Consider the following 20,913-nt stretch of genomic DNA (forward strand, 5'->3'; position numbering starts at 1 on the left):
CCCCCCCCCCCCCCCCCCCCCCCCCCCCCCGGACACCCCCCCCCCCCCCCGCCCCCCCCCCCCCCCCCCCCCCCCCCCCCCCCCCCCCCCCCCCCCGGCCGCTCCGTTTCCGCGGCCGTGGGCGAAAGGCGGCTCGCGCCGGGTCACACCGGGGTCTTCGAGCCCGCTCCGCCGGGCTCCGCCGGGATCCAGGGGGCCGGCGGCGCCGCGGCCTCCTCGGGGCCGGGTTCGTCCATCTCCGCGCGCCAGCCGCCGCGTTCGGCGTTCCCGTAGCTGCTGACCGTGATCGCCTTGATCTGCCGGGTGTTGTGGAAGTACAGCACGACCAGCTGCCGCTTGGACCCCTCGTCGTAGAAGTCCGCCGTGACCCTTCCGCGGGCCCCGTCGCCGAACGCCTCGACCCAGTTCTCGGCGGTGGCCCTGGCCTGCGCCGTTCCCGCCCGGTCCCCGGCGAGGAAGGTGAGTTCGCCCGGGTCCTCGTCGGCGATCCTCCCGACCACCTCCTGGACGATGTCCAGCGTCTGCGGGCTCGGGTAGCCGACGACGGCCAGCGGCCGGTAGGTCCCGTGGCCGCTCGTGCGGCCGATGGGGGTCTCGTCCACCGGCGAGCAGCCCGTCAGCAGGGCGAGGCTCACGACGGCACCGAGGTGTGGCGGAGCGGCCGCCCAGCCCTTCCTCATCGGTTCCCCCTGGTCAGCCGGTGTTCACCGGAGCGCGTTCTCATGGCGTGACGGTAGCCGCGCTGGCCTGCGGCTCCGGCGGCGGGGTCACCGGCCGGTCCGGTGGTGAGGCATGATCGGGGGATGTCTGAACGCATCATTGCCGCCTGTGACGGGGCCTCCAAGGGAAATCCCGGACCGGCCGGATGGGCCTGGGTCATCGCGGACTCCCAGGGGCACCCCCAGCGCTGGGAAGCCGGCCCGCTCGGCCGTGCCACCAACAACGTCGGCGAACTCACCGCGCTCCAGCGACTGCTGGAAGCGATCCTGCCCGGCAAGGCGGTGGAGATCCGCATGGACTCCCAGTACGCCATGAAGGCGGTGACGCAGTGGCTCCCCGGATGGAAGCGCAACGGGTGGAAGACCTCCGGCGGCAAGCCCGTCGCCAACCGCGAGCTGGTCGAGGAGATCGACCGGCTGCTGACCGACCGCGACGTGACCTTCCTCTACGTTCCCGCCCACCGCGAGGACGGCGACCACCTGAACGCGATCGCGGACCAGGCCGCCAGCGACGCCGCGGTCAGCCAGCAGCCCGCGGGCACCGCCCTGGGCGGGACGGACTTCCCCGTCCCGGCACCCGCGACCGGAGCCCCGGCCCGGGCACGGACCGCCAGGACCGGCGCACCGGCCTCCGCGGCCCGGGCCAAGAGCGGCGCGCCGCGCCCCCTCAAGGCCAAGTTCCCCGGAACCTGCCCGTGCGGACGGCCCTACGCGGCGGGCGAGATGATCGCCAAGCACGGGAAGCGCTGGGGCCACGAGGCCTGCGCCACCGCCGCACAGGACGACGGCAACACGGCCTGACCGGCGCACCGTCGGCCCCGTACCGACCGGGTCCGCACGCACCGGGCGCGCACCTGCCGGGCATCCTGTCCTGATGGACACTCAGCAGCAGACCCACGTCCCGGACACGGCGGGCCCGATGGTGGTGTGCGGAGACGACGGACTGGCCCGCAGGCTCGCGGCCGAGCTCGTCGAGGTGTACGGCGAGCGGGTGACGCTCGTGGTACCGCCCGCCGCCGACCGGCCGCTCGCCGTGGGCCGGACGGCGTGGCGGGGGCTCTTCGGACGGGTCCCGCCCGCGAGAGCGCCCCGGGGACCGGCCGGCGACCGGCCGCCGGAGGCACCGCGGATCGTGCGGGCGGCCGAACCCGACGAGGACGTGCTGGCCGCCGCGGGCACCGCGGGTGCCGCCGCCCTCGCGCTGGTCTACGAGGACGACGACAGGAACGTACGGGCCGCCCTGGTGGCCAGGCGCCTCAACCCCAGGCTGCGGCTGGTGATCCGGCTCTACAACCGCAAGCTCGGCCAGCACCTGGAGGAACTCCTGGACCAGGCGGCGATCATCGCCGGGCCGGACGCCGGCCCCCGCGCGACGGATTCCGCCACCACCGTGCTGTCCGACGCGGACACCGCCGCCCCCGCCCTCGCCGCCAGCGCCGTCGCGGGCACCAGCAAGGTGATCCAGGCGGACGGCCTGTTGCTGCGCGCGGTCGAACGCACGCCGCCGGGCCCGGGGGAGGTGGCCGACCCGGGCCTGTGCACCCTGGCCCTGCTGTCCGCGACCACCAACGACCCGGCCGGCAGCGAGAGCTCCGTCCTGGGCGGCGAACGCGGACTGCGGCTCCTGCCCGACGACCGCGCGGTGGCCGCCGCCACGGGACGCGCCACCGTGGCCCTGGAAGCCGTCTCGTACACCGGCCGCGGCCGGACGGCGCCCCGGCTGAGCGCCGCCTCCCTCCCGGTCGCCTCCCTCTTCTCCCGCAGGCTGCGCTGGTCCCTCGCCGGCATCACGGCGGCCGTCGCCGCGCTCGCCGTCGGCTCCTGGATCACCACGGGGGACCACCCGCTGCACGCCGCCTACATCACCCTGCTCGACATCTTCGCGATCAACGACCCGGCGGTGGGCGACCCGACGGTCCGCCAGGTCTTCCAGATCCTCTCCGGCTTCGTCGGCCTGCTCCTGCTGCCCGTCCTGGTCGCGGCGGCGATGGAGGCCCTCGGAGCCTTCCGCACGGCCACCGCCCTGCGCCGCCCCCCGCGCGGCCTGTCCGGGCACGTGGTGCTCCTCGGACTCGGCAAGATCGGGACCCGGGTGCTGGCGCGGCTGCGGGAACTGGGCATCCCCGTCGTGTGCGTGGAATCCGACCCGCAGGCCCGCGGCCTCGCCCTGGCCCGCCGGCTGCGCGTCCCCGTCGTCCTCGGAGACGTCACCGACGAGGGCGTCCTGGAAGCCGCCCGCGTCCACCGGGCCCACGCCCTGCTGGCCCTGACCAGCTCCGACACCACCAACCTCGAAGCCGCCCTCTACGCCCGCGGGGTCAAACCCGACCTGCGGGCCGTGCTGCGCCTGTACGAGGACGACTTCGCCACCGCCGTGTACCGCACGCTGCGCACCGCCCACCCGTCCGCGCTCACCCGCAGCCGCAGCGTCACCCACCTCGCCGCGCCCGCCTTCGCCGGGGCGATGATGGGCCGGCAGATCCTCGGTGCGATACCGGTCGAGCGGCGGGTGCTCCTCTTCGCCGCCCTCGACGTGGCGGGCCACCCCCGGCTCGAAGGCCTGACGGTCACCGAGTCCTTCCGCCCCGGCGCCTGGCGGGTCATCGCCCTCGACACCACCTCCCCGGGAGAGCGCCGCCCCGACCTCGGCTCCGCCCCGCGCGACGGCTCGGCCCCCGGACCGGGCCTGGTGTGGGACCTCCACCCCGGCTACGTACTCAGGCCCGAGGACCGCGTCGTGCTGGCCGCCACCCGCCGGGGCCTGGCCGAACTCCTCGGCCGTACCGGCGCGCCCGCCCCGGGGCCCTGACCCGCGGCCGCGGACGGGCAGGGGCGCCGCGTCCCCGACGCGGCGCCCCCTCACACGGTGCCCGCGGCGGCGGGCCCGGGTGTCAGCAGGTCATGTAGCCGATCCCGAAGTCGCTGACGTTCCCGTTCGCGTAGAAGTTGAAGTCGATCCGCTTGCCCTTGGGTCCGACGCGCGGGCCGGTCGTCTCGCCGCCGCCGTGGTGGTAGGCGATCACGTAGGGACAGCGGCCGTCGGCCTTGTCGTCCTGGATCCAGCCGGAGACGTTGCGCCCGTCGCAGGTCTGGGCCCAGCCGTGCCCCTCGCTGCGGCTGACGCTGCGGCTGATGCAGTTCTGGGTCCCGGTCCCCCCGGTGGTGTCCGTCGTACCGGCGGAGGCCGGCAGCGCGGTGCCGAGCGCGATGGCGGCGGAAGCCAGGGCCGTGGCGACCAAACGCTTCTTCATGGTTCGGGTTCTCCCTTGTTTCCGGTCACGTACGAGTGCGGTCACAGGTACGCAGGTCCGTACCTGCCGGGGAGATGTCTACGGCAGCGGGAGGCCCCGCGGGGCTGTCAACCGGGCCCCTGAGCTGGGAGTGTCCCGTTCCGCCCGGGTCAACGGCGCGGGCGGAGTTCTTGTGCGGGCGGCGGTCCGCACGCAATGACCTGATTGGCACCGGACACGTGCACCGTGCATCAGTACCGTTCTCCCGTGCCCTCCCTCAACGTCACGTTCACCGAGCACGAGCTCGCCCTCCTGCGGCTGGCCGCCGCCGACCGCGGCCAGTCACTCGCCCGGTTCGTCCGCGGCTCCGCACTCGCCGAGGCCTGGGAACACCAGCTGAGATCCGCCTACCGGGACATGCACGAGAACCTGTCCGGCCAGCGTGCGGCGCCCGCCGAACACGCCGCCTGCTTCGCGGTGATCGCCCAGGAGGGAACGCTGTGACGGAACTCCGCCGCGGTGACGTCATCGCCATCGGGGAGGAGGGCCGCGGCGGCCTGTGGGTCGTCGTGTCGAACGACACCCGCAACGCCCTGCTGGACACCGTCGTCGTCGCCCAGATCGGGACCGGCTCCGACACGTGGCCCACCGCGGTCCCCTTCGAAGCGGCCGACGACGGGATCCTCCCCGGGCACCTCCCCGACGGGGTCGGGGGCCACGTCCTGACGGACTTCCTCACCACCGTCCGGCCCGCCGCCCACTACGTGGAGACGGTGCAGCTGCGACTGAGCCCCGACGCACTCGAAGCGGTCAGTGCCGCCGTACGCCTGGCCGTGCCCTGACGCGGGCCGGTGCGGCCGCCGCGACCGTGGGGGCCGCGGCGGCCGGGGATCAGCGCGCGTTGCGCTCCGGCAGGTCCACCTCGGCCGGGGCGGCCGTCACGGCGGAGGCCGCGGGGGCGGAGGAGAAGCCGCGAGCGGTGGGCTGCGCGGGCTTCTTCCCGCAGAACGCGGCCTCCAGCGTGCCGCCGAGCTCGGTGTTCGCCACACCCCGGTTCGAGGTGTTGGCCATCGCGGTCAGGCTGCGCTTGCCGTCACGGGTGGCGAACGCGTACGTGTAGAAGCCCTGCACGGTACCGGTGTGCCCGTACACGGAGGTGCCGCAGGACAGGTCGTAGCGGCGCAGGCCGAGCCCGTAGAAGCGGGTGTTGGTCGCGTCCGTGGGGGTCATCGTCAGCATCGCGTCCAACTGCTGCGGCGCCAGGAGCTTGCCCGTCACCAGCGCGGACACGAACGTGTTGAGGTCCGCGGCGTTCGAGATCATCGCACCGGCCGACTGCGCCCAGGACACGGTCTGTTCGGTGGAGTCGACCAGCGGCGCGCCCGCCTCGTCGGGGGTGAGGTAGCCGTGGGCGTGCAGCCCCTTGATCTTCGTGCTCGGGTGGACGTACGAGGTGTTCTCCAGCTTGAGCGGCTTGATGATCCGGCGCTCGTACTCCTTCGCGACCGGACGCCCCGTGGCCTTCTCGATCAGCATGCCGACGACGACGAAGTTGGCGTTCGAGTACTTGTACGCCACCCCGGGCTCGGTGGTCCGCGGCTCGCTCAGCGAGAGCGTCACCAGGTCCTGGTAGCTGAACTCCTTGTTCCGGACGGCCTCGAAGCCGGGAACGGTCTTGTCGAACATGGCGTTCGTGTAGTCGGCCAGCCCGCTGCGGTGGGTCAGCAGGTGACGCACCGTGATCCGGTCGTCCGGCAGCAGCCCGGGCAGGTAGCGGTTGACCGGCGCGTCCAGCTCGATCTTCTTCTCGGCCACCAGCTGGAGCAGCACGACGGACGAGAAGGTCTTGGTGACGCTGCCGATCCGGAACCGGGCCCGGGTGTCCATCGGCGCGCCGGTGACGGTGTCGCGCACGCCCACCGTCTTGGTCTGGACGCCGCCGGCCCCGCCGATGCGGGCCATCGCGCCGGGCGCTCCGGCCGCGGTCGTCTTCTGCAACGCCTGGACCAGCGCCTCCAGATCGGGCGCGGGAAGCGCCGACGCGGCCCCCTGGGCCTCGGCCGAAACGGCCGGTGCGGCGTGGGCCGTGGTGGCCGGAGCCACACCGGCCACCACGGCCAGCAGGGCGGCGCTGATGGCCAGACGTCGGTTCATGGGCAGGTGCACGTTGTTCCCCAACTCGGTCGCTACCTCTTTCCGGGGTATCCCGGAGGCCGCCTGAGCGCGTGCGGGAGGGCACGGTCGGCGGCCTGGTCGACCAAGAGCTTACGGAAGATCATCAGTGCTCGGTGACGGCCCCCCGGCCCACCCCGCCGCCCGGCACCGCAGCCCTACTTCGGGTTGGTGACCTCGACCCAGGACTCCCACTTCCCGCTGACCGTGTGGTGCACCACGTACGGCCCGCCGGAGACGGCCGTGGCCTTGGCCAGTTCGCCGAGCACGTGCACGTCGACGGACACGCCGTTGATGTGACCGATCTCGTCGGCGAGCACCTCCCGCACGTATGCCTCGGGGTCGGTGCGCATCGCCTCCAGCCCCGCCTCGTCCGGGACGAGTTCGAAGACTTCCACCTCGCGCGTCTCGACGTCGACGATGCGCCGCACGTTCGCCATGGGCCAGGTCCTTTCGTGGGTGGCCACCAGCTTGCAGCGGCCGGGGGCCCCGGCCGCCCAACCAGGTCGTCCGCCCGGCCGAGGAGCCCTCGTTCGGCGCACGTCCCGCCGATCCCGCCCACGGGGCCGGCCGCTACGCTGTCGCCGTGGTGAACGACGAGGACCGCATACTCGCGGACGCGCTGGGGTCGGTGGGCGCCGTCGGCGGCGGCTCGGGAGGCCGTTTCGGTGCCAGGCTGGCCGCGCGGTACCTGCGCAAGGACGTCCACGAGGACGTTCTGACGCTGGACCTGCCCCTGGCCGAAGCCGAGCGGCACGTCGCCGCGACCCTGGCCCGCATCGGCCGCCTCCTGGACCCTCCGCCCCCGACCGGCCAGGCCGCCGGACCCGTGGTCAGGGCGCTCGTCGGCGGCGGGTTCGCGCAGATGAACCCGGTCCTGATCACCGTGACCCTGGCCGGGGCCGGCCCCCGCACCACCACGGCGTCCCTGCGCGGAGCGGCGAAGGAAGGCCTGATCAAGCAGCGCGCGGGGCAGAAGACCACCCGGTTCGTGGCCGGACTCCTGGCCCCGCGCGACCGCTGACCCCGCCCCGCGCGCCCGGACTCCGGGGCGGCGCACGCCGCGTGGGGCCTGTCAGGACGCGGCGCGCAGCCGGGCCGCCGCGGATTCAGCCTCCCGCACGACCCGGTCGGGATCCGCCCCGACGAGCCGGCCGCCGCTCTTGAGCACCCTGCCGTCCACGTACACCGAGTCGACGTTCTCGGGGCGGCCGTTGAACACGATCTGGTTCACCCAGTCGAAGCGCGGCGCGAAGTTGAGCGCGGCGGGTTCGATCACGACGACGTCGGCCCGTTTCCCGGGGGTCAGCGAACCGATCTCCCCGGCCATGCCGATCGCCTCGGCACCCCCGAGCGTGGCCATCCGCAGCACGTCGTGGACCTGGGGGAACACGGAAGCGCGCAGGGCCCGCGCCCGCTGGAGGCCGAGGGCCGTCTTCATCAGGGCGAAGAAGTCCGAGGTGTCGTTGGTGCCGCCGTCCTGGCCGAGCCCGGTCTTCACGCCGCGCCGCGCGAGCTCCGGCAGCCGCATGATGCCAGAGGCCAGGCGCATGTTGCTGAGCGGGCAGTGCGCCACCCGCACGTCGTGGGCGGCGAGCGCGTCCAGCTCCCCGTCGTCGAGGTGGATCGCGTGGTTCATCAGCAGCCGCGGACCGAGTGCCCCGATGTCGGAGAGGGTGCGCACGGGGTCGTCCGCCCGCTGCTCGTCGCGTTCCAGGACATGCGAGTTGAGCATCACGCCGAGGTCCTGGGCGATCTCCCAGTGGAGCCGGTTCAGTCCCTGGATGGCCCGCGCCGCGTGCGTGGCGACCTGTGCCGAGGCGAGCGGCAGCGGATCGATGAGCTCCCGCTTCGTCCGGGTGATCAGCGCCGCGTCCCGATCGGCCTGGAACATCGCGTAGGTGAAGCGCACCCCGGTGTCCGCGAGGGCCCGTACGTACTGCACCGTCGTGTCGTACGGGAGGGCGTCCACCCAGTCCACCAGCGTGGTGACACCCGACTGCACGGAGTCGAGCGCCCCGAGGCGGACGAAGCGGTACATGTCCTCCGGGGTGATCCGCGAGAAGGTCCCCCGGTTGCAGTCGGCCAGCCACCCGAAGAGGTCGCGGTCCGCGCAGCCGCCGCGCATGGACGACTGCCACAGGTGGGTGTGGACGTCGACGAACCCCGGCAGCACCAGCTTCCCCGAGGCGTCCACGGTCCGGGTGCCCGGCGGGGCCGGTAACCGCCGCCCCACGGCGGTGATGACGCCGTCCCGCATGAGGACGTCCGCGTGCCCGAGGCTCCCCAGGGGGCCGTCGCCGAGGGCGGGGTCCATGGTGAGGACGAGCGTGGCGTTCCGGAGCAACGTGCTCCGTGCCGAGGGCTCCGCGGGCCCGGGCCGCGGCCGCTCGGCACCGAGGAGGAACGGGGCGGCCGCGGCCGCGCCCAGGCCGGTCAGCACGCCCCGGCGGCCGAGCGCTCCGGGCCGGCGCGCGGTCAGTTCGGTCAGGTCGGTCGAGGCGGCGTCGGGACACTCGCTGTTGCGGTCCATGTCGTATTGCCTCCCAACGAACACGGGTGGGTTCGCATCCCGCGCGCCGGCGGAGCGCCGCACGGACGGCGGACGGGGGGCGCGGAGGATATGCGAATCGTCCGTCAGGAGAAGGCGCTTTCGATAGAGCCGCGTCAACACTTTGTGGAATTCCGGTCTTTCCGCGCCCCAGGCCCGCGCACGGCCGCTGTTAGCGTACGGACATGCGCGCTCCCATCGGACCCTTCGACCACGCCCGGCCCGCCCCCGACTGCCTCGACGAGCTGATCCTCCCGGTCGCCGAAGCCGTCCGCGAACTGGCCGGGGACCTCCCCGTCGAGGAGATCGTCTACGTCGACACCGACCCGGCGATCGCCGACACCGCGGCCTTCGTCACCCACTACGGGCAGGACCTGCTCGGCACGTCGGCGAACTGCGTCGTCGTCGCGGCCAAGCGGGGCGGGGAAACCACCCTGGCCGCCTGCCTGGTCCCCTCCGCCGCCCGGGTCGACGTGAACGGCGCCGTCCGCCGCCACCTCGGGGCCCGCAAGGTGTCCTTCGCCCCCATGGCGACCGCGGTGGAGCGCACGGGCATGGAGTACGGCGGGATCACCCCGCTCGGCCTGCCGGCGGACTGGCCGCTCCTGGTGGACCCGGCCGTCGCGGACCTGCCGTACGTCCTCGTCGGCAGCGGCCGCCGCCGCGGCAAGCTCATCGTCCCCGGCCCGCTCCTCGCGAGGCTCCCCGGCGCCGAACCCGTCGAAGGACTCGCCCTCGGTTAGGGGGTGCGCCAGGTCGGCATCCCGGCCGAGGGACGGCGGGCCATCACCTGGGCCAGGGCCCGGTGGATCTCCTCGGCATCCCGCCGGACCTGGCCCGGTACATCGCCCCGCTCCCGTATGAGCTGGTCGTAGATTGGCGCGTCGCTGCTGGTGCTGCTCACTTAGGACTTCGCTCCCCTGAAGCCGGCACCTTCGGCCGGGCGGCACAAGTGTAGGGGTGCGCCCTCCCGGCGGCGGAACGAAGACCGGCCTATCCGCGCAGCGGAGGGGTCGGCAGGGCCCTGCCGTCGAGGGCGAGCAGGGACAGCGCCACCAGGGAACCGGTCCACCCCAGCGGAGCCACCGCCGACGGCCGGCCGGAGCCGTTGACCGTTTCGGGCAGTTCACCGAGGGTGTTCCGCTTGGACAGCACCCAGCCGAGGAAGCCGTCCGCCTTCGCGCTCCGGCCGAGGCCCGACCAGGCGAGCGCGAAGAAGCTGGTGCTGGCCGTCCAGGCGTAGGCGCCCCAGCTGTGCCCGGGGCCGTTGCCCGGGGTGAGGCCCCCGTTGGGCAGCTTCAGGGCGCGCTCCGTCGAGTCGAGGGCGGCGGGAAGGCCGGCGGGCGCCGCGTTGAACGGGGGCGCCATGAAGGCCGCGGCGCTGTCACGGCCCTGCGGCGCGTCGAGGGTGCGCGGGTAGCCGAGCGGCGCGAAGTGCGCGGCGATCCCGGCCGACAGCCGCTTGGCGGCGGCGTTCCACCGGGCCGCGTCCTCCGTCTCGCCGAGCCGCCCGGCGAGGTCGGCGGAGGCGTTGAGCCCGGCCAGCAGCGGCGCCGCCGTACCGATGTTGACCGTGCCGGTGGGCAGCTCCCAGTAGTCCGGGGAGGCGGGCGGCAGGCCCCGCCCGTCGAGGGAGGCCGCCGAACGGTCTGCCGCCCTGCGGATCATCGGGTAGAGCTCCTGGAGCCGCGCGGCGCGGGTGTCCTGCGGGGCCTTCTGGTACCACTGCCAGACCGCCCACGGCACCCAGCCGTTGGCGTCGAGCTGCCACGTGCGGGCGTCGGGCGGTCCGGAGCCGTCGAGCTTCGTACGGGCCTCCCAGGTCCCGTCCGTACGCTGCGTCCTGGCGCTGTAGCGCAGGATCGCGAGGGCCTCGGCTTCGTGCCCGGTGTGCGCGAAGGCCGCCGCGGCGAAGCTGGAGTCGCGGGGCCACGCGTACTGCCAGGCGGGCGCCCAGGCCGCCGCGTACGCGCCGTTCGGCCGCAGCAGGGCGCGCATCGACAGCAGCGCACGCCGTCCCCGGGACAGGAAGTCATACTTTTCGTTCGGTGCGCCGCCCCGGCGCACCTGGGGGAGAGCCACGCCACGGCTCACCTCGTCGGCCCATCTCCCCGCGCACCCGCCCGGCTTAGGCTCCTCCCATGAGCACGCGCAACCTCGTACGCACCTGGGAGATCCTCCCCGACCGCGGACACGCCACCACCTGGGTCCGCCTCACCGAAGGGGGCCTCACGGCGCGGGGGCGGGCCGTCGGCCTGGACCCGGAGCCGTACTGGGTGACGTACGCACTGGAAACCGTCGACGACTACGTGACCTCGCGCCTGTCCGTCACCGTCGAGACGGCGGACGCCGTCCGGTCGCTGGACCTGCGCCACGACGCCGGCCGCTGGACGGCCGACGGCGTCCACCGCCCCGACCTCGACGGCGCGCTCGACTGCGACCTCGGCCTGTGCCCGCTGACCAACACCATGCCCGTCCTGCGCCACGCGCTGCACCGCCGCCCGGCCGGCCCGCCGCACACCTTCCTGATGGCCTGGGTGTCCGTCCCCGCCCTGGAGGTCGTCGCGAACCGGCAGACCTACACCCCGCTGGAATCCACCGGCCCCGGCGCGGTCGTCCGCTACGAGTCCGGTGACTTCCGCAGCGACATCACCTTCGACGACGACGGCCTGGTACTGCACTACCCGCGGCTCGCGACCGCCCTCACCCGCTGACGACGGCCCGGCGGCCCTCAGCGCCGCAGCGCCCCGCGCAGGGTGAGGCGGTGGTAGCGGTGCAGCCGGTACGTCTCCCAGACGGACAGGACCGTCACCGTGACCGGCGCCCCCATGACGAAGACCATCCGGACGCCGGGCGGCACCTGGTCGTAGGCGCCGGTGGTCAGGTCCAGGAGCGCCATCTCCCACACCAGTACGGTGGCGAGGACGGGCGGTACCAGCTCGTGGATGTCGGCGGTGCGGAAGACGTGGACGAGCGACAGCCCGATGCCGTACACGGCGAACCCGAGCGCCCACACGCACATCACCCCCAGCGCGATCTTGCCCGGGAGGCCGACGAAGTCGCGCATCGCCTGCGTCTCCGGCACCACCGAGAGCACGAACGTGAACATGGCGGCCATCAGCGCCAGTACGGCCCCGACCGACCGCAGGGCGCGCCGCAGGTACACGCGCCGTACCGGGCCCCGGGAGGCGGCCACGAAGACACCGACCACGACCGGGAGGGTGCAGACCAGTACGAGCACGCTGTGCCAGCTCTGCTCGAGGCGGTCACTGGCGAGGTTCCCGACGTCCGAGGCGCTGCTGACCGCCTTGTACGTGAGGGTCAGCACGACCCACGCGGCGGCGCCCAGCAGGGTCCGCCACAGCTGGAGCTTGCGCACCAGGGGGTCGGGGACGAGGTCGGGGCGGGAGGGCCGGAACACCCGCTGGGCGGCGTAGAAGGGGTTGAAGACGAACCGGACCAGCTTCTGGCGCCGCGTCAGCACCCGGGGCCGCTGCACGGGCGGGTACCCGTAGGGGTGGCCACCGGGCCCGTACGGGTATCCCTGCGGAGGCACCGGCCCGTACGGGTACCCCTGTGGCGGGGCGGACGCGTACGGGTACCCCTGGGGCGGGACGGGCGGGTACGGATACCCCTGGGGAGGCGGCGGCACCGGTGCGCGGCCGGGCCACGGCGCGCGGCCCCCGGGTCCCTCCGGGGGGCCGTGATGTTCGCCGCCCGTGTACATGCTCATGCTGCCCCACCCTTGTCGTACCGTCCTGCCGAGCCTCCGCATGCTACTCGTGACCGTGCCCGCCCTCCGGCCGAGGACGGCCGGAGGGCGGGCACAGGGGCGGTACTACCAGTAGATGACGACGAAGCCGTCGCCGCCGGGACGGCCGTCGGTCCCGGCCACTCCGGCCGGTCCGCCGGCCCCGCCGCCCCCGCCGACCGCGGCACCCGGGGGAAGTTCGACGATGCCGTCGGCGGTCCCGCCGCCGGCGCCGACGGTGGTACCCGGGCCGCCGGTGCGGTTCACGCCGCCCGTGGAGCACGAGCCGGTGCCGCCGGCGCCGGTCGTACCCGGAGCGCCGTCGACGGCCGAGCCGCCGACACCGCCGCCGCCCGCGCCGCCACCCGTGGAGGTGAGGAGCACGGTGTTGTCGCCGGACCGGGTCAGCGTCGTGGACGTACCGGCGCTGCCGGCCGTGCCGTTGACGCCGGGGCCGGCCGGGGCACCGGCGGCGCCTCCGCCACCGTTGGTGCCGCCCTCGCCGACGTCAACGCCGTAGTCGGTCAGCGGCTTGACCTGGACGACGCACCAGGTGAAGCCGCCGCCACCGCCGCCGCCACCGGTCCCGCCGCTGCCCGTGAGCGGGGCGCCGGCCCCGCCGCCACCGCCGCCGCCACCGCCGCCCGCACCCCAGGCCTGGACGAACACCGAAGTGACGCCGGCCGGCGGGGTGAAGGTGTTGTCGGACGTGAACTGCCGCAGCCCGTGCGGGACCGCGAGCTTCTTCTTGTCCTTGTCCTGCCGCTGGTCCTTGTCCTTGGGCGGGTTCTGCTTGCCCGGGGCGGACGGTCCCGCGTTCTGGCCCGACGGTTCGGGACCGTCGGCCGACGCGGCCGGCGCGAACGCGACCAGCTGGCCGGTGAGCGCCGCTGCCGCGGCCAGGGAGGCGAGCAGGACCCGGGAACGCACTCGGGGCCGAGCCGTCGTCGCCTTCAGATGGTTCAGGTTCATGACTTCCTTCCCCACAGCGGCCGGGGGCCGCCACGGGTGTGCGAGGGACGGGTACGTGGACTGCGCGCCTCCCGTGAACCGGGTGCCGCTCCACGCGCCGCTCATCCGACCGCCCCGCACACCGTCGCGGACGGCGGCGGGGCCGGTGCGCTGGACCGGTCAGGTGAGAAGTTCAGCTGACCGGCTCATCCGGAACGGGTGGTTTGCCGTGACGGGCCGGGATCGTCAGGCGTTGTGACGCCATGGACGATTTCATGGTGAAGATCCCGGCCGACTGGCTCTCCCGGGTGTTCCTCTCGCTGCGCCGCGGTACCTCCGACGACGCCCAGGCCTTGGCCGCCGAGCTCCAGCCGTTCACCGAGAAGCCGGGGCAGCGCGTGCCGGTTCCCCGGAGCACGGTGCTGCGCACCGAGCTGGCCCTCCAGGGGGAACTGCGGCTGGTGGAGGAGGACGCGCGGCGCAAGGAGCTGTCCGAACAGGCCAGGTACCTGGTCAACACCCGCCTGAACCCCTAGGGCCTGTCGTTAAACTCCCGTCTGCCCCGCGACGCCTGGCACGCGCTCTCGCCGCACCGGGCGAAAGCCAAGTACGTCCAGTACGCGGGCTTCCGCCCGGCGCACCGAGAGCACGCACCAGACGCCGCAGGGCCGCCCTCCGGGCGACGACGGGAGTTTGACGACAGGCCCTAGGCCGGCCCGACCCGCCCGGCTTCAGGCCAGGCGGGCCACCAGGCGGGAGCGCATCTCTCCCGCCGCTCTGCGGACCTCCTCGGTCTGCCGGTCGTCGTCCAGCATGCCGAGGAGGACCATCAGGGCCCGGGCCTCGTCCCCGCTGATCAGCTTCAGGCGCGGCTCGGTCACACCGTCGAGCAGCACGTCCAGCAGTTCGTCCATGCCCGGAACAACGGCGTACGGCCCCGCACGTCACACCGGAACCATCGGCCCCGCTACTCGGCGCGCGTGCGCAGGGTCACCGCCAGCCGGGCGGGCCGGCCGGGCGTGCTCACGAGCGGGCGGGCGAGGCGCGCCGTCTCCACGCACACGAACTGCCGGTAGCCGTCGTCCGTGAGGTCCTCCATCGAGTGCGAGAGCTCCGGGCCGGGATTCCAGACCACCACGTCGCTCTGGTGGCGGTGGTGCACCTCGATGGTGCGCCGCAGCCCCTCGTCGTGGACCAGGGACAGGTCGTCCGGCCGGGTGTAGACCCGCTCCACGCGGCCGACGGGCCGCAGCTCCTTCTCCGCCGTGCCCTCCGCGTGGACGAGGTTGTCGGTGTACCGCTGTCCCAGGTCGCGGAGGCCCACCGCGTCGATGTCACCGACGTGGAGGTAGGTGTGCAGGGCCGCGGTGGTCTCGTAGTCGCCGTGCGCCTCCAGCTCGATGTCACAGGTCTCGCCGAGCACGATCCGGGCGAGGAGCGTGAACTCGTGCGGCCACAGCGCCCGGGTCTCCTCGGACGCCACGAGCTTGAGCGTCAGCCGTACCTCCTGCGCGGACTCCTCGTACGCGTCGAGCTCCCACTCGGTGGTCCGCGCGAACCCGTGGGAGGGGCTGCCGGCCGGCCCGAACCACGGCCAGCAGATCGGTACTCCGCCGCGGACCGCCTTTCCCACGGTCCACGCGGTGTTCTCGCTGAGCCACAGCCCCGGCTCCGCCCCGGTGGGCTGCCAGCCGACGACCTGCGCGCCCTGGAGGGTGACGGCGGCGCGCACGCGGGGGTGGTCGACGACGACCAGGCGGAGCTCTCCGATCCGGCGCAGGCTGACGGAGGGCGCCAGCTGTTCGGCGACGGGGAGGGCGAGGAGGTTCTCGTTCATACCGTGACTCTTCAGAACGGAAGCCCGATCAGTCAAACCGGCGCCTCCCCGCCCCCGCGGGGGTGGCGGTCCGGCCGGACCGCCACCCTCCGCCCCTTCAGCGCCGCCGGCGTTCGGGAGCGGGCCCCACGGCCCTGAGCTCCTCGTCCACCGCGTCGAGTTCGTCCCGGCGGTCCGTCAGCGCCAGCTGCTCCCGGTAGTCGGTCAACGCCCTCGCGAGCAGTTCCTCCCGTCCGGCCTCCAGCGCGCACATGCGGCGCGCGGCGGACACGGCCTCGCCCCTGAGGGCCAGCGCTATGCCGGGCCGGTCCGCGAACTCCTGCCGGCTGTACTCGTACAACGCCTCCACCAGCCGGGGCAGATACGCGAGCGGGCTCACCTGGACGAGCACGCGATAGGCGGCGACCTCCTGACGTACGGGCAGTGCCCCCGATCCGAGGAGGGCCACCCGGGCCCGGAGTACCGCGTCGTGGTTGATGTGCGCCGTGTGATTCATGAGGGAGATTCTGAAAGCCGCACAGGTACCCAAACAAGGGCAATCGCCTGTGCCGTTCGTCCTACGAAAATGCCGTCTGACCTGTCATGATGGAAACGTCTTCACCCCTGTGCCCCTTTCGGACGACCTGTCAGAGCCCTTCCGTCCGGCGGCCGGTGCGCCCGCGATGTGACGAGATGCCATTGGGGGCGTTCGGGTGGAAGGGGATCCCCCGCGCAACCGCGTGCGGAGAGTGATGAGTCATGACGTTCAGTGACGACCTTCGGGAGGTTCCATGAACACCGCACCGACGTACGCACTCTCGTCCCGGACGCCCGAGTGGGCGCTCGACCCCTACCGCTTCCCCGGCCTGCCCGACCTGGACACCGACGAAGCCACCGACGAGGACCCCGGCCGCCCCGCCGACCGCGCCGCCCCGGCCCGCCCCCACGCACCGCACGGGCCCGCGCGCTGAGCCAACTCCCGCGCACGCACCCCGAACGCCGAACCGCCCGCCCGCGCCACCGTGGGAAACGGCGGGCGCGGTGCGGGCGGTTCGGTGGCGGTGCAGGGGGTCGGAAGGGCCGGCTAGACCTCGACCGCCGTCTTGTCCTTCTTCTCCTCAGCCGCCGGTTCGACGGCCGGCTGGGCCGCCGGGGGCTTGAGCGCGGTGTACATCACCGAACCCTGCTTGTGCTCCTTCTCGACGAGCCCCTTCTTGGCGAGGCCCTCCAGGGTGTTGCGCACCACCTGGGTGGAGGTGGTCCGGCCGCCCGCGGCGAGCTCGGCGGACACCTCGCTCACCATGCGGGGCTCCGCGGCGCCGGTCAGGAAGGCCAGGACGAGCTCGCGCAGCGGCGGCTCGGCGGGCTTGACCGGCTTGGCGGGCGCCGGTTCGGCAGCCTTCTCGACCGCCGGGGCTGCGGCCTTCTCCGCCGCTGCCGGAGCGGCCTTGGCGGCGGTGGCCGGGGCGGCCTTCGTCGCGGCGGCCTTGGGCTTCGTCACCGGGGTGGCCTTGGCCGGGGCCGCGGCGGCCTTCGGCTTCGTAGCGGTGGCCGTGGCGCCGGAGGCCTTCCTGGCCGCGGGCGCCGCCTTCTTGGCGCGGGTCGCCGTACCCGGCGCCTTCTTCGCCTGGCGGGGCTTGGGGACGGCCCGGGACAGCGGGGCCTCCTCGGGGAGGGGAAGCGGTGCCCGGCCCCCGACCGCCGGAGCGCCGCCCGCGACCCCGCCCGGAGGCACGGCGCCCTGCACTCCGGTGAGCCAGTCCTCGTCGGCCTTCAGTTGCTTCAGCCGTGCGTCGAGCTCCGCGATCCGGGCGGAGACGTCCTCCTGCTCCTTGCGGTTGGTCTCGAGATCAGCGGCGAAACGCTCCGCGTACAGGCTGTGGATGGGCGTGGTGTCGGACTCGTCTGCCATGTCGGCTCGCTCTCCTGTGAGACCTGGTGTGTTGCTGCCGGATGGTACTCACCTCAGGGCGGCCGTAGTTGGCTCACGACGAGATCCGCACCGATCGGGCTGCGGCAACGCGACTTCCGGGCAGGGAAAGACACCGACCGGCCGCTTCGGCCCAGATCGGGCAGGGGGGTGAAGGCCACGGGGGAGATGGTGCCCCCATGGCCTTCACCTGTCGCGCACGCCGCGGGGGGTTTGCGGGGTGTACACCTGGCGCGACATGAAGAGAAACGATCCGCCACGCCTGTGGTCACGGGGTCACCCCGACCAGTTCCACCCGTGTCCGCGCGCCGGGGGCACTCGGCGCACGGCGCGGCGTACCGGGATCCCGGGGGCCGGTGGTTCTAACCTCGGCGCATGGCTGAGACGTTCGACCACACTCCGCAGGTATGGACCGCAGGACGCCTGCGCGAAGCCCTCGCAGACCTGCCCGACGAAACGCCGATCCACATCGGGGTCGCGGACGGGCCCGGAGATTTCGAAGGATACGGCGAGTACGTCCTGGTGGACGCCGAGCCGGTCGAGATGGACATCAACGGCGTGGAGGGGGTGCCCCAGGTGCAGTTCACCCTCTTCGCCGACGCGAGGGCCGGCGCCTACTACCTCGACGTCGACTGAACCCACCACCGCCGGGGCCCGCCCCGGCGGCAACCACCCCCGCCCGCCCGGCGCCCGTTCGCGGCACCGGGTCGGGCAAGATGCACGTGTGGACACGACGCACCCGGAACCGATGCCGCCGACCGAGCTGACGGAGCTGACGGACCGGGCACGGGCGCTCGCCGCCCGCGGCGGCCGCCGGATCCTGGGGATCGCCGGACCCCCGGGCGCCGGAAAGTCCACCCTCGCCGAGCGGCTGGCCACCGCCCTCGGACCGGCACTCGCCACGGTCGTGCCGATGGACGGCTTCCACCTCGCCGGCGCCGAACTGGCCCGCCTGGGCCTGGCCGACCGCAAGGGAGCACCCGACACCTTCGACGCGTCCGGGTACGTCGCCCTGCTGCGCCGCCTGCGCGAAGCCGACGGCACCACGGTCTACGCCCCCGCCTTCGACCGCACCATCGAGGAACCGGTCGCCGGGAGCATCCCCGTCGCCCCGGCCGTCCCCCTGGTGATCACCGAGGGGAACTACCTGCTGCACGACGCGGGGCAGTGGGCCCGGATCCGGCCCCTCCTCGACGAGGCGTGGTACCTCGCCCCCGACGACGCCCTGCGCGTCGACCGGCTGGTCGACCGGCACGTGCGCCACGGCAAGACCCCCGCCCGCGCCCGGGACTGGGTGGCCCGCTCGGACGAGGCCAACGCCCGGCTCGTCGCCGCCGGCCGGGAGCGGGCCGACCTCGTCCTCGACCTGGGCTGACCGCCGTACGGCCGCGGGTGCGACCATGGACGGGATCCTCCTCGGACGACGAACGAACGGGACGGCCGACACCGTGAACGACAACGCGGGATCCTCCCCGCCCCCGCACGGCCGGCCGCCCGCGCGGCGGGTCGCCCTCGCCACCGACCGGTCGGGCAGCGCCCACGACACCGAACTGCCCGTGCTGGTCGCGGCCCTGCGGGCGCGGGGGATCGACGCGACGGCCGCCGGCTGGGACGACACCGGCTTCGACTGGGCCGCCCAGGACGCCGTGATCATCCGTTCCACCTGGGAGTACACCGAGAGGCTGCCGGAGTTCCTGGCCTGGGCCGACCGCGTGGACGCGGTGACCTCCCTGCACAACCCCGCCCGGGTGGTGCGCTGGAACAGCGACAAGAGGTACCTCAGGGAACTCGCCGCCCTCGGGGTGCCGACCGTACCGACCCGCTTCATCGCGCCCGGCGACGAAGTCGACCTGCCCGGGCACGGTGACGTCGTCGTCAAACCCTCGGTGTCGGCGGGCGCCCGCAACAGCGCCCGCTACACCCCCGGGCAGCGCGACGCCGCCAGGGCGCACGTACGCGCCCTCCAGGCGGCCGGCGAAACGGCCATGGTCCAGCCGTACATGGACCGGATCGCCGACGGCGAACGCGCCCTGGTGTTCCTGGACGGGCGGTTCAGCCACGCCCTGCGCAAGGGGCCGGTACTCACGGACACCGGCCGGGTCGACAACACCCGCACACCGCACCCGGACCTGACCGCGCACGAACCCGACGCGGCCGAACGGGACGTGGCCGAGGCCGCCCTCGCCGCGGCGGCCGCCGCGGCGGGCGTTCCCCGCGTCTACGCCCGGGTCGACCTCGTGCGGGCCGCCGACGGCAACCCGGTGGTGATGGAACTGGAACTGATCGAACCCGACCTCTTCCTCACCTCCGCCCCGGGTGGAGTGGAACGCTTCGCGGACGCCGTCGCCCGGCTGGTGGGAGCACCCGGCGCGCCCTGACGGCCGGTGCGCGCCCCGACGCCGCTACACCCCCTTACGGCCGGTACACCCTCAGCTGGGAGACCTCGTACGACATCTCCGTGGCCGAGGGGTCCGGAGCCGGGTGGTACCTCCCCGCGCAGACCGACAGGTTGACGATGAGGTAGGCCCGCCAACTGCGCCCCACCCCCCTGCCGTCGCCGAAGACGCGGGCGCCGTTGACCCACCAGACGACCGAGTTCCGCCCGAACTCGACCTTCAGGTCCACCCACCCGCCGGGCCGCACCGACGGGTCGCGGTGGTAGCGGTGCCCCTCCCGGACGTGGTTGGACAGCTCCAGCAGGTCCGGGTTGTCGGGGTGGTACTCGAAGACGTCGATCTCCTGGCCGCCGTCCCGCCAGGTCCAGATCGCGGGCCAGGCCCCCCGTTCCACGGGCAGTTTCACCCGGGCTTCCAGCACGTCGCCGGTGCGCACCATGAAGCCCTCGTCGCTGCCCTCGGTGGTGAGCAGTCCGCTGTCCCAGTTGCCGTCGGGGCGCAGCGTCGCCCTGAAGACGCCGCTGCGGCTGTAGGCGGGGTCGGCCGTGAGGTGGTCGAGCTTGTTGTCGCGCGGGTTGACGGGGCCTCCGTCGGGATACGCCCACGAGCGTCCGGCGACCCACTGGGCGGGAGAGGCGAAGTCGGCGGTGAAGACGGGGGCGCGGCGCGGTGTGAAGACCGACGCTCCGCCGCCGCCCGCCGTGGGAACGAGGCGGCGCATCAGGCGCCGCAGCCATCCGGGCATGTCCGAGTCCATGGGTCATATCTGCCCACCGGGCACCAAATCACCCGCGGTTCTCACGGAAAGTGATGGGGTGAATGCGTTCGGGTACCTGGGCGGGTCCGGTGAGAAGTCCTGCCGGACGGGGCGTTGCCGGTGTGCGGGGGAGTGGGCGAAGATCGGTGCGAGGCTTTTCATCCGTGGGAGGGGTACCCGTGTCCGTGTCCGACGTGAAGACCGAACTCGACGCGCTGATGCGGACGTTCCTCGGCGCGTTCACCACCGTCGGCGGCGTCCGGCCGCGGCTCGACGCGGTCCGGGAGGTGTTCATCCCGCAGGGGATGATCATCAAGAACGTGGACGCGGGGGACGGGCCCGTGGTCTACGACCTCGACGGGTTCATCGGGCCGCGGGAGAAGATCCTCACCGACGGAACGCTCACGGAGTTCCGGGAATGGGAGGTCGCCGAGCGGACCGAAATCTTCCAGTCGATCGCGCACCGGTTCAGCGAGTACCGCAAGTCCGGCTTCCTCGACGGGGAATGGTTCGAGGGCTCCGGCCGCAAGACCACCCAGTTCGTCCGCACGCCCGCCGGCTGGAGGATGAGCTCGATGGCCTGGGACGACGTCTGACCCGGCCGTGGCCATGGGCGGCCGCGCGCAGTCAGGCTCCGGGG

General features: G+C 73.6%; 27 protein-coding genes. 13 read left to right on the forward strand and 14 right to left on the reverse strand.

The window, feature by feature from the left end:
* Positions 1-143: 143 nt before the first annotated feature.
* The gene (locus AC07B0_RS01055; RefSeq protein ID WP_356871775.1) at positions 144-680 is read right to left on the reverse strand and encodes a hypothetical protein; all 537 of its coding nucleotides are present in this window, start codon (positions 678-680) and stop codon (positions 144-146) included.
* 123 nt (positions 681-803) lie between these two features.
* On the opposite strand from AC07B0_RS01055, the gene AC07B0_RS01060 reads away from it, so the two are divergent.
* On the forward strand, positions 804-1,520 hold the full coding sequence (locus AC07B0_RS01060) for a ribonuclease H family protein (RefSeq protein WP_356871773.1): 717 nt from the start codon (positions 804-806) through the stop codon (positions 1,518-1,520).
* Positions 1,521-1,593: 73 nt separating this feature from the next.
* Positions 1,594-3,528 (forward strand): potassium channel family protein, encoded by a 1,935-nt coding sequence (locus tag AC07B0_RS01065; protein ID WP_356871771.1) that lies wholly within the window; start codon positions 1,594-1,596, stop codon positions 3,526-3,528.
* An 82-nt stretch (positions 3,529-3,610) separates the two neighbouring features.
* Here the strand turns inward: AC07B0_RS01065 and AC07B0_RS01070 are convergent, their stop codons facing one another.
* Positions 3,611-3,970 (reverse strand): hypothetical protein, encoded by a 360-nt coding sequence (locus tag AC07B0_RS01070; RefSeq protein ID WP_356871768.1) that lies wholly within the window; start codon positions 3,968-3,970, stop codon positions 3,611-3,613.
* A 246-nt stretch (positions 3,971-4,216) separates the two neighbouring features.
* On the opposite strand from AC07B0_RS01070, the gene AC07B0_RS01075 reads away from it, so the two are divergent.
* Both AC07B0_RS01075 and AC07B0_RS01080 read left to right on the forward strand, forming a co-directional pair.
* Positions 4,217-4,453, forward strand: a complete 237-nt coding sequence (locus AC07B0_RS01075) for a hypothetical protein (RefSeq protein ID WP_356871766.1) — start codon at positions 4,217-4,219, stop codon at positions 4,451-4,453.
* Complete coding sequence (locus AC07B0_RS01080) at positions 4,450-4,791, forward strand: type II toxin-antitoxin system PemK/MazF family toxin (protein WP_356871764.1); 342 nt, start codon at positions 4,450-4,452, stop codon at positions 4,789-4,791. Before AC07B0_RS01075 ends, AC07B0_RS01080 begins: the two co-directional genes overlap by 4 nt.
* A 49-nt stretch (positions 4,792-4,840) precedes the next feature.
* On the opposite strand, the gene AC07B0_RS01085 is transcribed toward AC07B0_RS01080, so the two are convergent.
* Complete coding sequence (locus tag AC07B0_RS01085; protein WP_356871762.1) at positions 4,841-6,103, reverse strand: serine hydrolase domain-containing protein; 1,263 nt, start codon at positions 6,101-6,103, stop codon at positions 4,841-4,843.
* A gap of 176 nt (positions 6,104-6,279) precedes the next feature.
* Positions 6,280-6,561, reverse strand: a complete 282-nt coding sequence (locus tag AC07B0_RS01090) for a hypothetical protein (RefSeq protein ID WP_356871760.1) — start codon at positions 6,559-6,561, stop codon at positions 6,280-6,282.
* A 146-nt stretch (positions 6,562-6,707) separates the two neighbouring features.
* Between AC07B0_RS01090 and AC07B0_RS01095 the strand changes: the two genes are divergently transcribed.
* Positions 6,708-7,145 (forward strand): hypothetical protein, encoded by a 438-nt coding sequence (locus tag AC07B0_RS01095; RefSeq protein ID WP_356871758.1) that lies wholly within the window; start codon positions 6,708-6,710, stop codon positions 7,143-7,145.
* Positions 7,146-7,196: 51 nt separating this feature from the next.
* On the opposite strand, the gene AC07B0_RS01100 is transcribed toward AC07B0_RS01095, so the two are convergent.
* Positions 7,197-8,654: an amidohydrolase family protein gene (locus AC07B0_RS01100; protein ID WP_478896099.1), complete on the reverse strand. Its 1,458-nt coding sequence runs from the start codon at positions 8,652-8,654 to the stop codon at positions 7,197-7,199.
* A 203-nt stretch (positions 8,655-8,857) separates the two neighbouring features.
* Between AC07B0_RS01100 and AC07B0_RS01105 the strand changes: the two genes are divergently transcribed.
* A complete protein-coding gene (locus AC07B0_RS01105; protein WP_478896101.1) occupies positions 8,858-9,415 on the forward strand; it encodes a YbaK/EbsC family protein in 558 nt (185 codons plus the stop codon).
* On the opposite strand, the gene AC07B0_RS01110 is transcribed toward AC07B0_RS01105, so the two are convergent.
* Positions 9,412-9,576: a hypothetical protein gene (locus tag AC07B0_RS01110; protein WP_356871752.1), complete on the reverse strand. Its 165-nt coding sequence runs from the start codon at positions 9,574-9,576 to the stop codon at positions 9,412-9,414. The genes AC07B0_RS01105 and AC07B0_RS01110 overlap by 4 nt on opposite strands.
* Positions 9,577-9,665: 89 nt before the next feature.
* Positions 9,666-10,754, reverse strand: a complete 1,089-nt coding sequence (locus AC07B0_RS01115) for a hypothetical protein (RefSeq protein ID WP_478896103.1) — start codon at positions 10,752-10,754, stop codon at positions 9,666-9,668.
* Between the two features lie 59 nt (positions 10,755-10,813).
* On the opposite strand from AC07B0_RS01115, the gene AC07B0_RS01120 reads away from it, so the two are divergent.
* Complete coding sequence (locus AC07B0_RS01120) at positions 10,814-11,386, forward strand: putative glycolipid-binding domain-containing protein (protein WP_356871748.1); 573 nt, start codon at positions 10,814-10,816, stop codon at positions 11,384-11,386.
* A gap of 17 nt (positions 11,387-11,403) precedes the next feature.
* Here AC07B0_RS01120 and AC07B0_RS01125 read toward each other — a convergent pair whose 3' ends face one another.
* A complete protein-coding gene (locus tag AC07B0_RS01125) occupies positions 11,404-12,171 on the reverse strand; it encodes a hypothetical protein (protein ID WP_478896105.1) in 768 nt (255 codons plus the stop codon).
* A gap of 339 nt (positions 12,172-12,510) precedes the next feature.
* Positions 12,511-13,395, reverse strand: a complete 885-nt coding sequence (locus tag AC07B0_RS01130; RefSeq protein ID WP_478896107.1) for a hypothetical protein — start codon at positions 13,393-13,395, stop codon at positions 12,511-12,513.
* Positions 13,396-13,649: 254 nt separating this feature from the next.
* Here AC07B0_RS01130 and AC07B0_RS01135 point away from each other — a divergent pair, with 254 nt between their 5' ends.
* Positions 13,650-13,910, forward strand: a complete 261-nt coding sequence (locus AC07B0_RS01135) for a hypothetical protein (RefSeq protein ID WP_469379004.1) — start codon at positions 13,650-13,652, stop codon at positions 13,908-13,910.
* Between the two features lie 195 nt (positions 13,911-14,105).
* Here AC07B0_RS01135 and AC07B0_RS01140 read toward each other — a convergent pair whose 3' ends face one another.
* The 3 genes from AC07B0_RS01140 to AC07B0_RS01150 form a co-directional block, all read right to left on the reverse strand.
* Positions 14,106-14,288: a hypothetical protein gene (locus AC07B0_RS01140; protein WP_467292076.1), complete on the reverse strand. Its 183-nt coding sequence runs from the start codon at positions 14,286-14,288 to the stop codon at positions 14,106-14,108.
* 53 nt (positions 14,289-14,341) lie between these two features.
* Entirely contained in the window at positions 14,342-15,211 is an 870-nt protein-coding gene (locus AC07B0_RS01145) for a D-hexose-6-phosphate mutarotase (RefSeq protein ID WP_469379001.1), read from the reverse strand.
* A 97-nt stretch (positions 15,212-15,308) separates the two neighbouring features.
* Complete coding sequence (locus tag AC07B0_RS01150) at positions 15,309-15,707, reverse strand: hypothetical protein (RefSeq protein ID WP_356871736.1); 399 nt, start codon at positions 15,705-15,707, stop codon at positions 15,309-15,311.
* A 274-nt stretch (positions 15,708-15,981) separates the two neighbouring features.
* Between AC07B0_RS01150 and AC07B0_RS01155 the strand changes: the two genes are divergently transcribed.
* Positions 15,982-16,161 carry a hypothetical protein gene (locus tag AC07B0_RS01155; RefSeq protein ID WP_469378999.1) on the forward strand — a complete coding sequence of 60 codons (180 nt, stop codon included), beginning with the start codon at positions 15,982-15,984 and terminating at the stop codon, positions 16,159-16,161.
* A gap of 113 nt (positions 16,162-16,274) precedes the next feature.
* Here AC07B0_RS01155 and AC07B0_RS01160 read toward each other — a convergent pair whose 3' ends face one another.
* Positions 16,275-17,102, reverse strand: a complete 828-nt coding sequence (locus AC07B0_RS01160; RefSeq protein ID WP_478896110.1) for a hypothetical protein — start codon at positions 17,100-17,102, stop codon at positions 16,275-16,277.
* 393 nt (positions 17,103-17,495) lie between these two features.
* Between AC07B0_RS01160 and AC07B0_RS01165 the strand changes: the two genes are divergently transcribed.
* The 3 genes from AC07B0_RS01165 to AC07B0_RS01175 all read left to right on the forward strand — a co-directional run bounded on the left by AC07B0_RS01165 (position 17,496) and on the right by AC07B0_RS01175 (position 19,498).
* Positions 17,496-17,756 (forward strand): DUF6225 family protein, encoded by a 261-nt coding sequence (locus AC07B0_RS01165; RefSeq protein ID WP_356871730.1) that lies wholly within the window; start codon positions 17,496-17,498, stop codon positions 17,754-17,756.
* Between the two features lie 112 nt (positions 17,757-17,868).
* On the forward strand, positions 17,869-18,495 hold the full coding sequence (locus tag AC07B0_RS01170; protein ID WP_356872028.1) for a nucleoside/nucleotide kinase family protein: 627 nt from the start codon (positions 17,869-17,871) through the stop codon (positions 18,493-18,495).
* Positions 18,496-18,520: 25 nt separating this feature from the next.
* Positions 18,521-19,498, forward strand: a complete 978-nt coding sequence (locus AC07B0_RS01175) for an ATP-grasp domain-containing protein (protein ID WP_478896112.1) — start codon at positions 18,521-18,523, stop codon at positions 19,496-19,498.
* A 34-nt stretch (positions 19,499-19,532) separates the two neighbouring features.
* Here the strand turns inward: AC07B0_RS01175 and AC07B0_RS01180 are convergent, their stop codons facing one another.
* Positions 19,533-20,237, reverse strand: a complete 705-nt coding sequence (locus tag AC07B0_RS01180; RefSeq protein WP_469379087.1) for a LamG domain-containing protein — start codon at positions 20,235-20,237, stop codon at positions 19,533-19,535.
* Between the two features lie 221 nt (positions 20,238-20,458).
* Here AC07B0_RS01180 and AC07B0_RS01185 point away from each other — a divergent pair, with 221 nt between their 5' ends.
* A complete protein-coding gene (locus tag AC07B0_RS01185; RefSeq protein WP_469378993.1) occupies positions 20,459-20,869 on the forward strand; it encodes a DUF4440 domain-containing protein in 411 nt (136 codons plus the stop codon).
* The last annotated feature ends 44 nt before the right edge of the window (positions 20,870-20,913 follow it).

Source organism: Streptomyces sp. NPDC044704 (assembly GCF_056433525.1).

Excerpts from the sequence above, each read along its gene's own strand:
- AC07B0_RS01055 (WP_356871775.1), bottom strand. The coding sequence starts at position 680 with ATGAGGAAGGGCTGGGCGGCCGCTCCGCCACACCTCGGTGCCGTCGTG.
- AC07B0_RS01060 (WP_356871773.1), top strand. The coding sequence starts at position 804 with ATGTCTGAACGCATCATTGCCGCCTGTGACGGGGCCTCCAAGGGAAAT.
- AC07B0_RS01065 (WP_356871771.1), top strand. The coding sequence starts at position 1,594 with ATGGACACTCAGCAGCAGACCCACGTCCCGGACACGGCGGGCCCGATG.
- AC07B0_RS01070 (WP_356871768.1), bottom strand. The coding sequence starts at position 3,970 with ATGAAGAAGCGTTTGGTCGCCACGGCCCTGGCTTCCGCCGCCATCGCG.
- AC07B0_RS01085 (WP_356871762.1), bottom strand. The coding sequence starts at position 6,103 with ATGAACCGACGTCTGGCCATCAGCGCCGCCCTGCTGGCCGTGGTGGCC.
- AC07B0_RS01090 (WP_356871760.1), bottom strand. The coding sequence starts at position 6,561 with ATGGCGAACGTGCGGCGCATCGTCGACGTCGAGACGCGCGAGGTGGAA.
- AC07B0_RS01100 (WP_478896099.1), bottom strand. The coding sequence starts at position 8,654 with ATGGACCGCAACAGCGAGTGTCCCGACGCCGCCTCGACCGACCTGACC.
- AC07B0_RS01105 (WP_478896101.1), top strand. The coding sequence starts at position 8,858 with ATGCGCGCTCCCATCGGACCCTTCGACCACGCCCGGCCCGCCCCCGAC.
- AC07B0_RS01120 (WP_356871748.1), top strand. The coding sequence starts at position 10,814 with ATGAGCACGCGCAACCTCGTACGCACCTGGGAGATCCTCCCCGACCGC.
- AC07B0_RS01130 (WP_478896107.1), bottom strand. The coding sequence starts at position 13,395 with ATGAACCTGAACCATCTGAAGGCGACGACGGCTCGGCCCCGAGTGCGT.
- AC07B0_RS01135 (WP_469379004.1), top strand. The coding sequence starts at position 13,650 with ATGGTGAAGATCCCGGCCGACTGGCTCTCCCGGGTGTTCCTCTCGCTG.
- AC07B0_RS01140 (WP_467292076.1), bottom strand. The coding sequence starts at position 14,288 with ATGGACGAACTGCTGGACGTGCTGCTCGACGGTGTGACCGAGCCGCGC.
- AC07B0_RS01145 (WP_469379001.1), bottom strand. The coding sequence starts at position 15,211 with ATGAACGAGAACCTCCTCGCCCTCCCCGTCGCCGAACAGCTGGCGCCC.
- AC07B0_RS01150 (WP_356871736.1), bottom strand. The coding sequence starts at position 15,707 with ATGAATCACACGGCGCACATCAACCACGACGCGGTACTCCGGGCCCGG.
- AC07B0_RS01155 (WP_469378999.1), top strand. The coding sequence starts at position 15,982 with ATGAACACCGCACCGACGTACGCACTCTCGTCCCGGACGCCCGAGTGG.
- AC07B0_RS01160 (WP_478896110.1), bottom strand. The coding sequence starts at position 17,102 with ATGGCAGACGAGTCCGACACCACGCCCATCCACAGCCTGTACGCGGAG.
- AC07B0_RS01165 (WP_356871730.1), top strand. The coding sequence starts at position 17,496 with ATGGCTGAGACGTTCGACCACACTCCGCAGGTATGGACCGCAGGACGC.
- AC07B0_RS01170 (WP_356872028.1), top strand. The coding sequence starts at position 17,869 with ATGCCGCCGACCGAGCTGACGGAGCTGACGGACCGGGCACGGGCGCTC.
- AC07B0_RS01175 (WP_478896112.1), top strand. The coding sequence starts at position 18,521 with ATGGACGGGATCCTCCTCGGACGACGAACGAACGGGACGGCCGACACC.
- AC07B0_RS01180 (WP_469379087.1), bottom strand. The coding sequence starts at position 20,237 with ATGCGCCGCCTCGTTCCCACGGCGGGCGGCGGCGGAGCGTCGGTCTTC.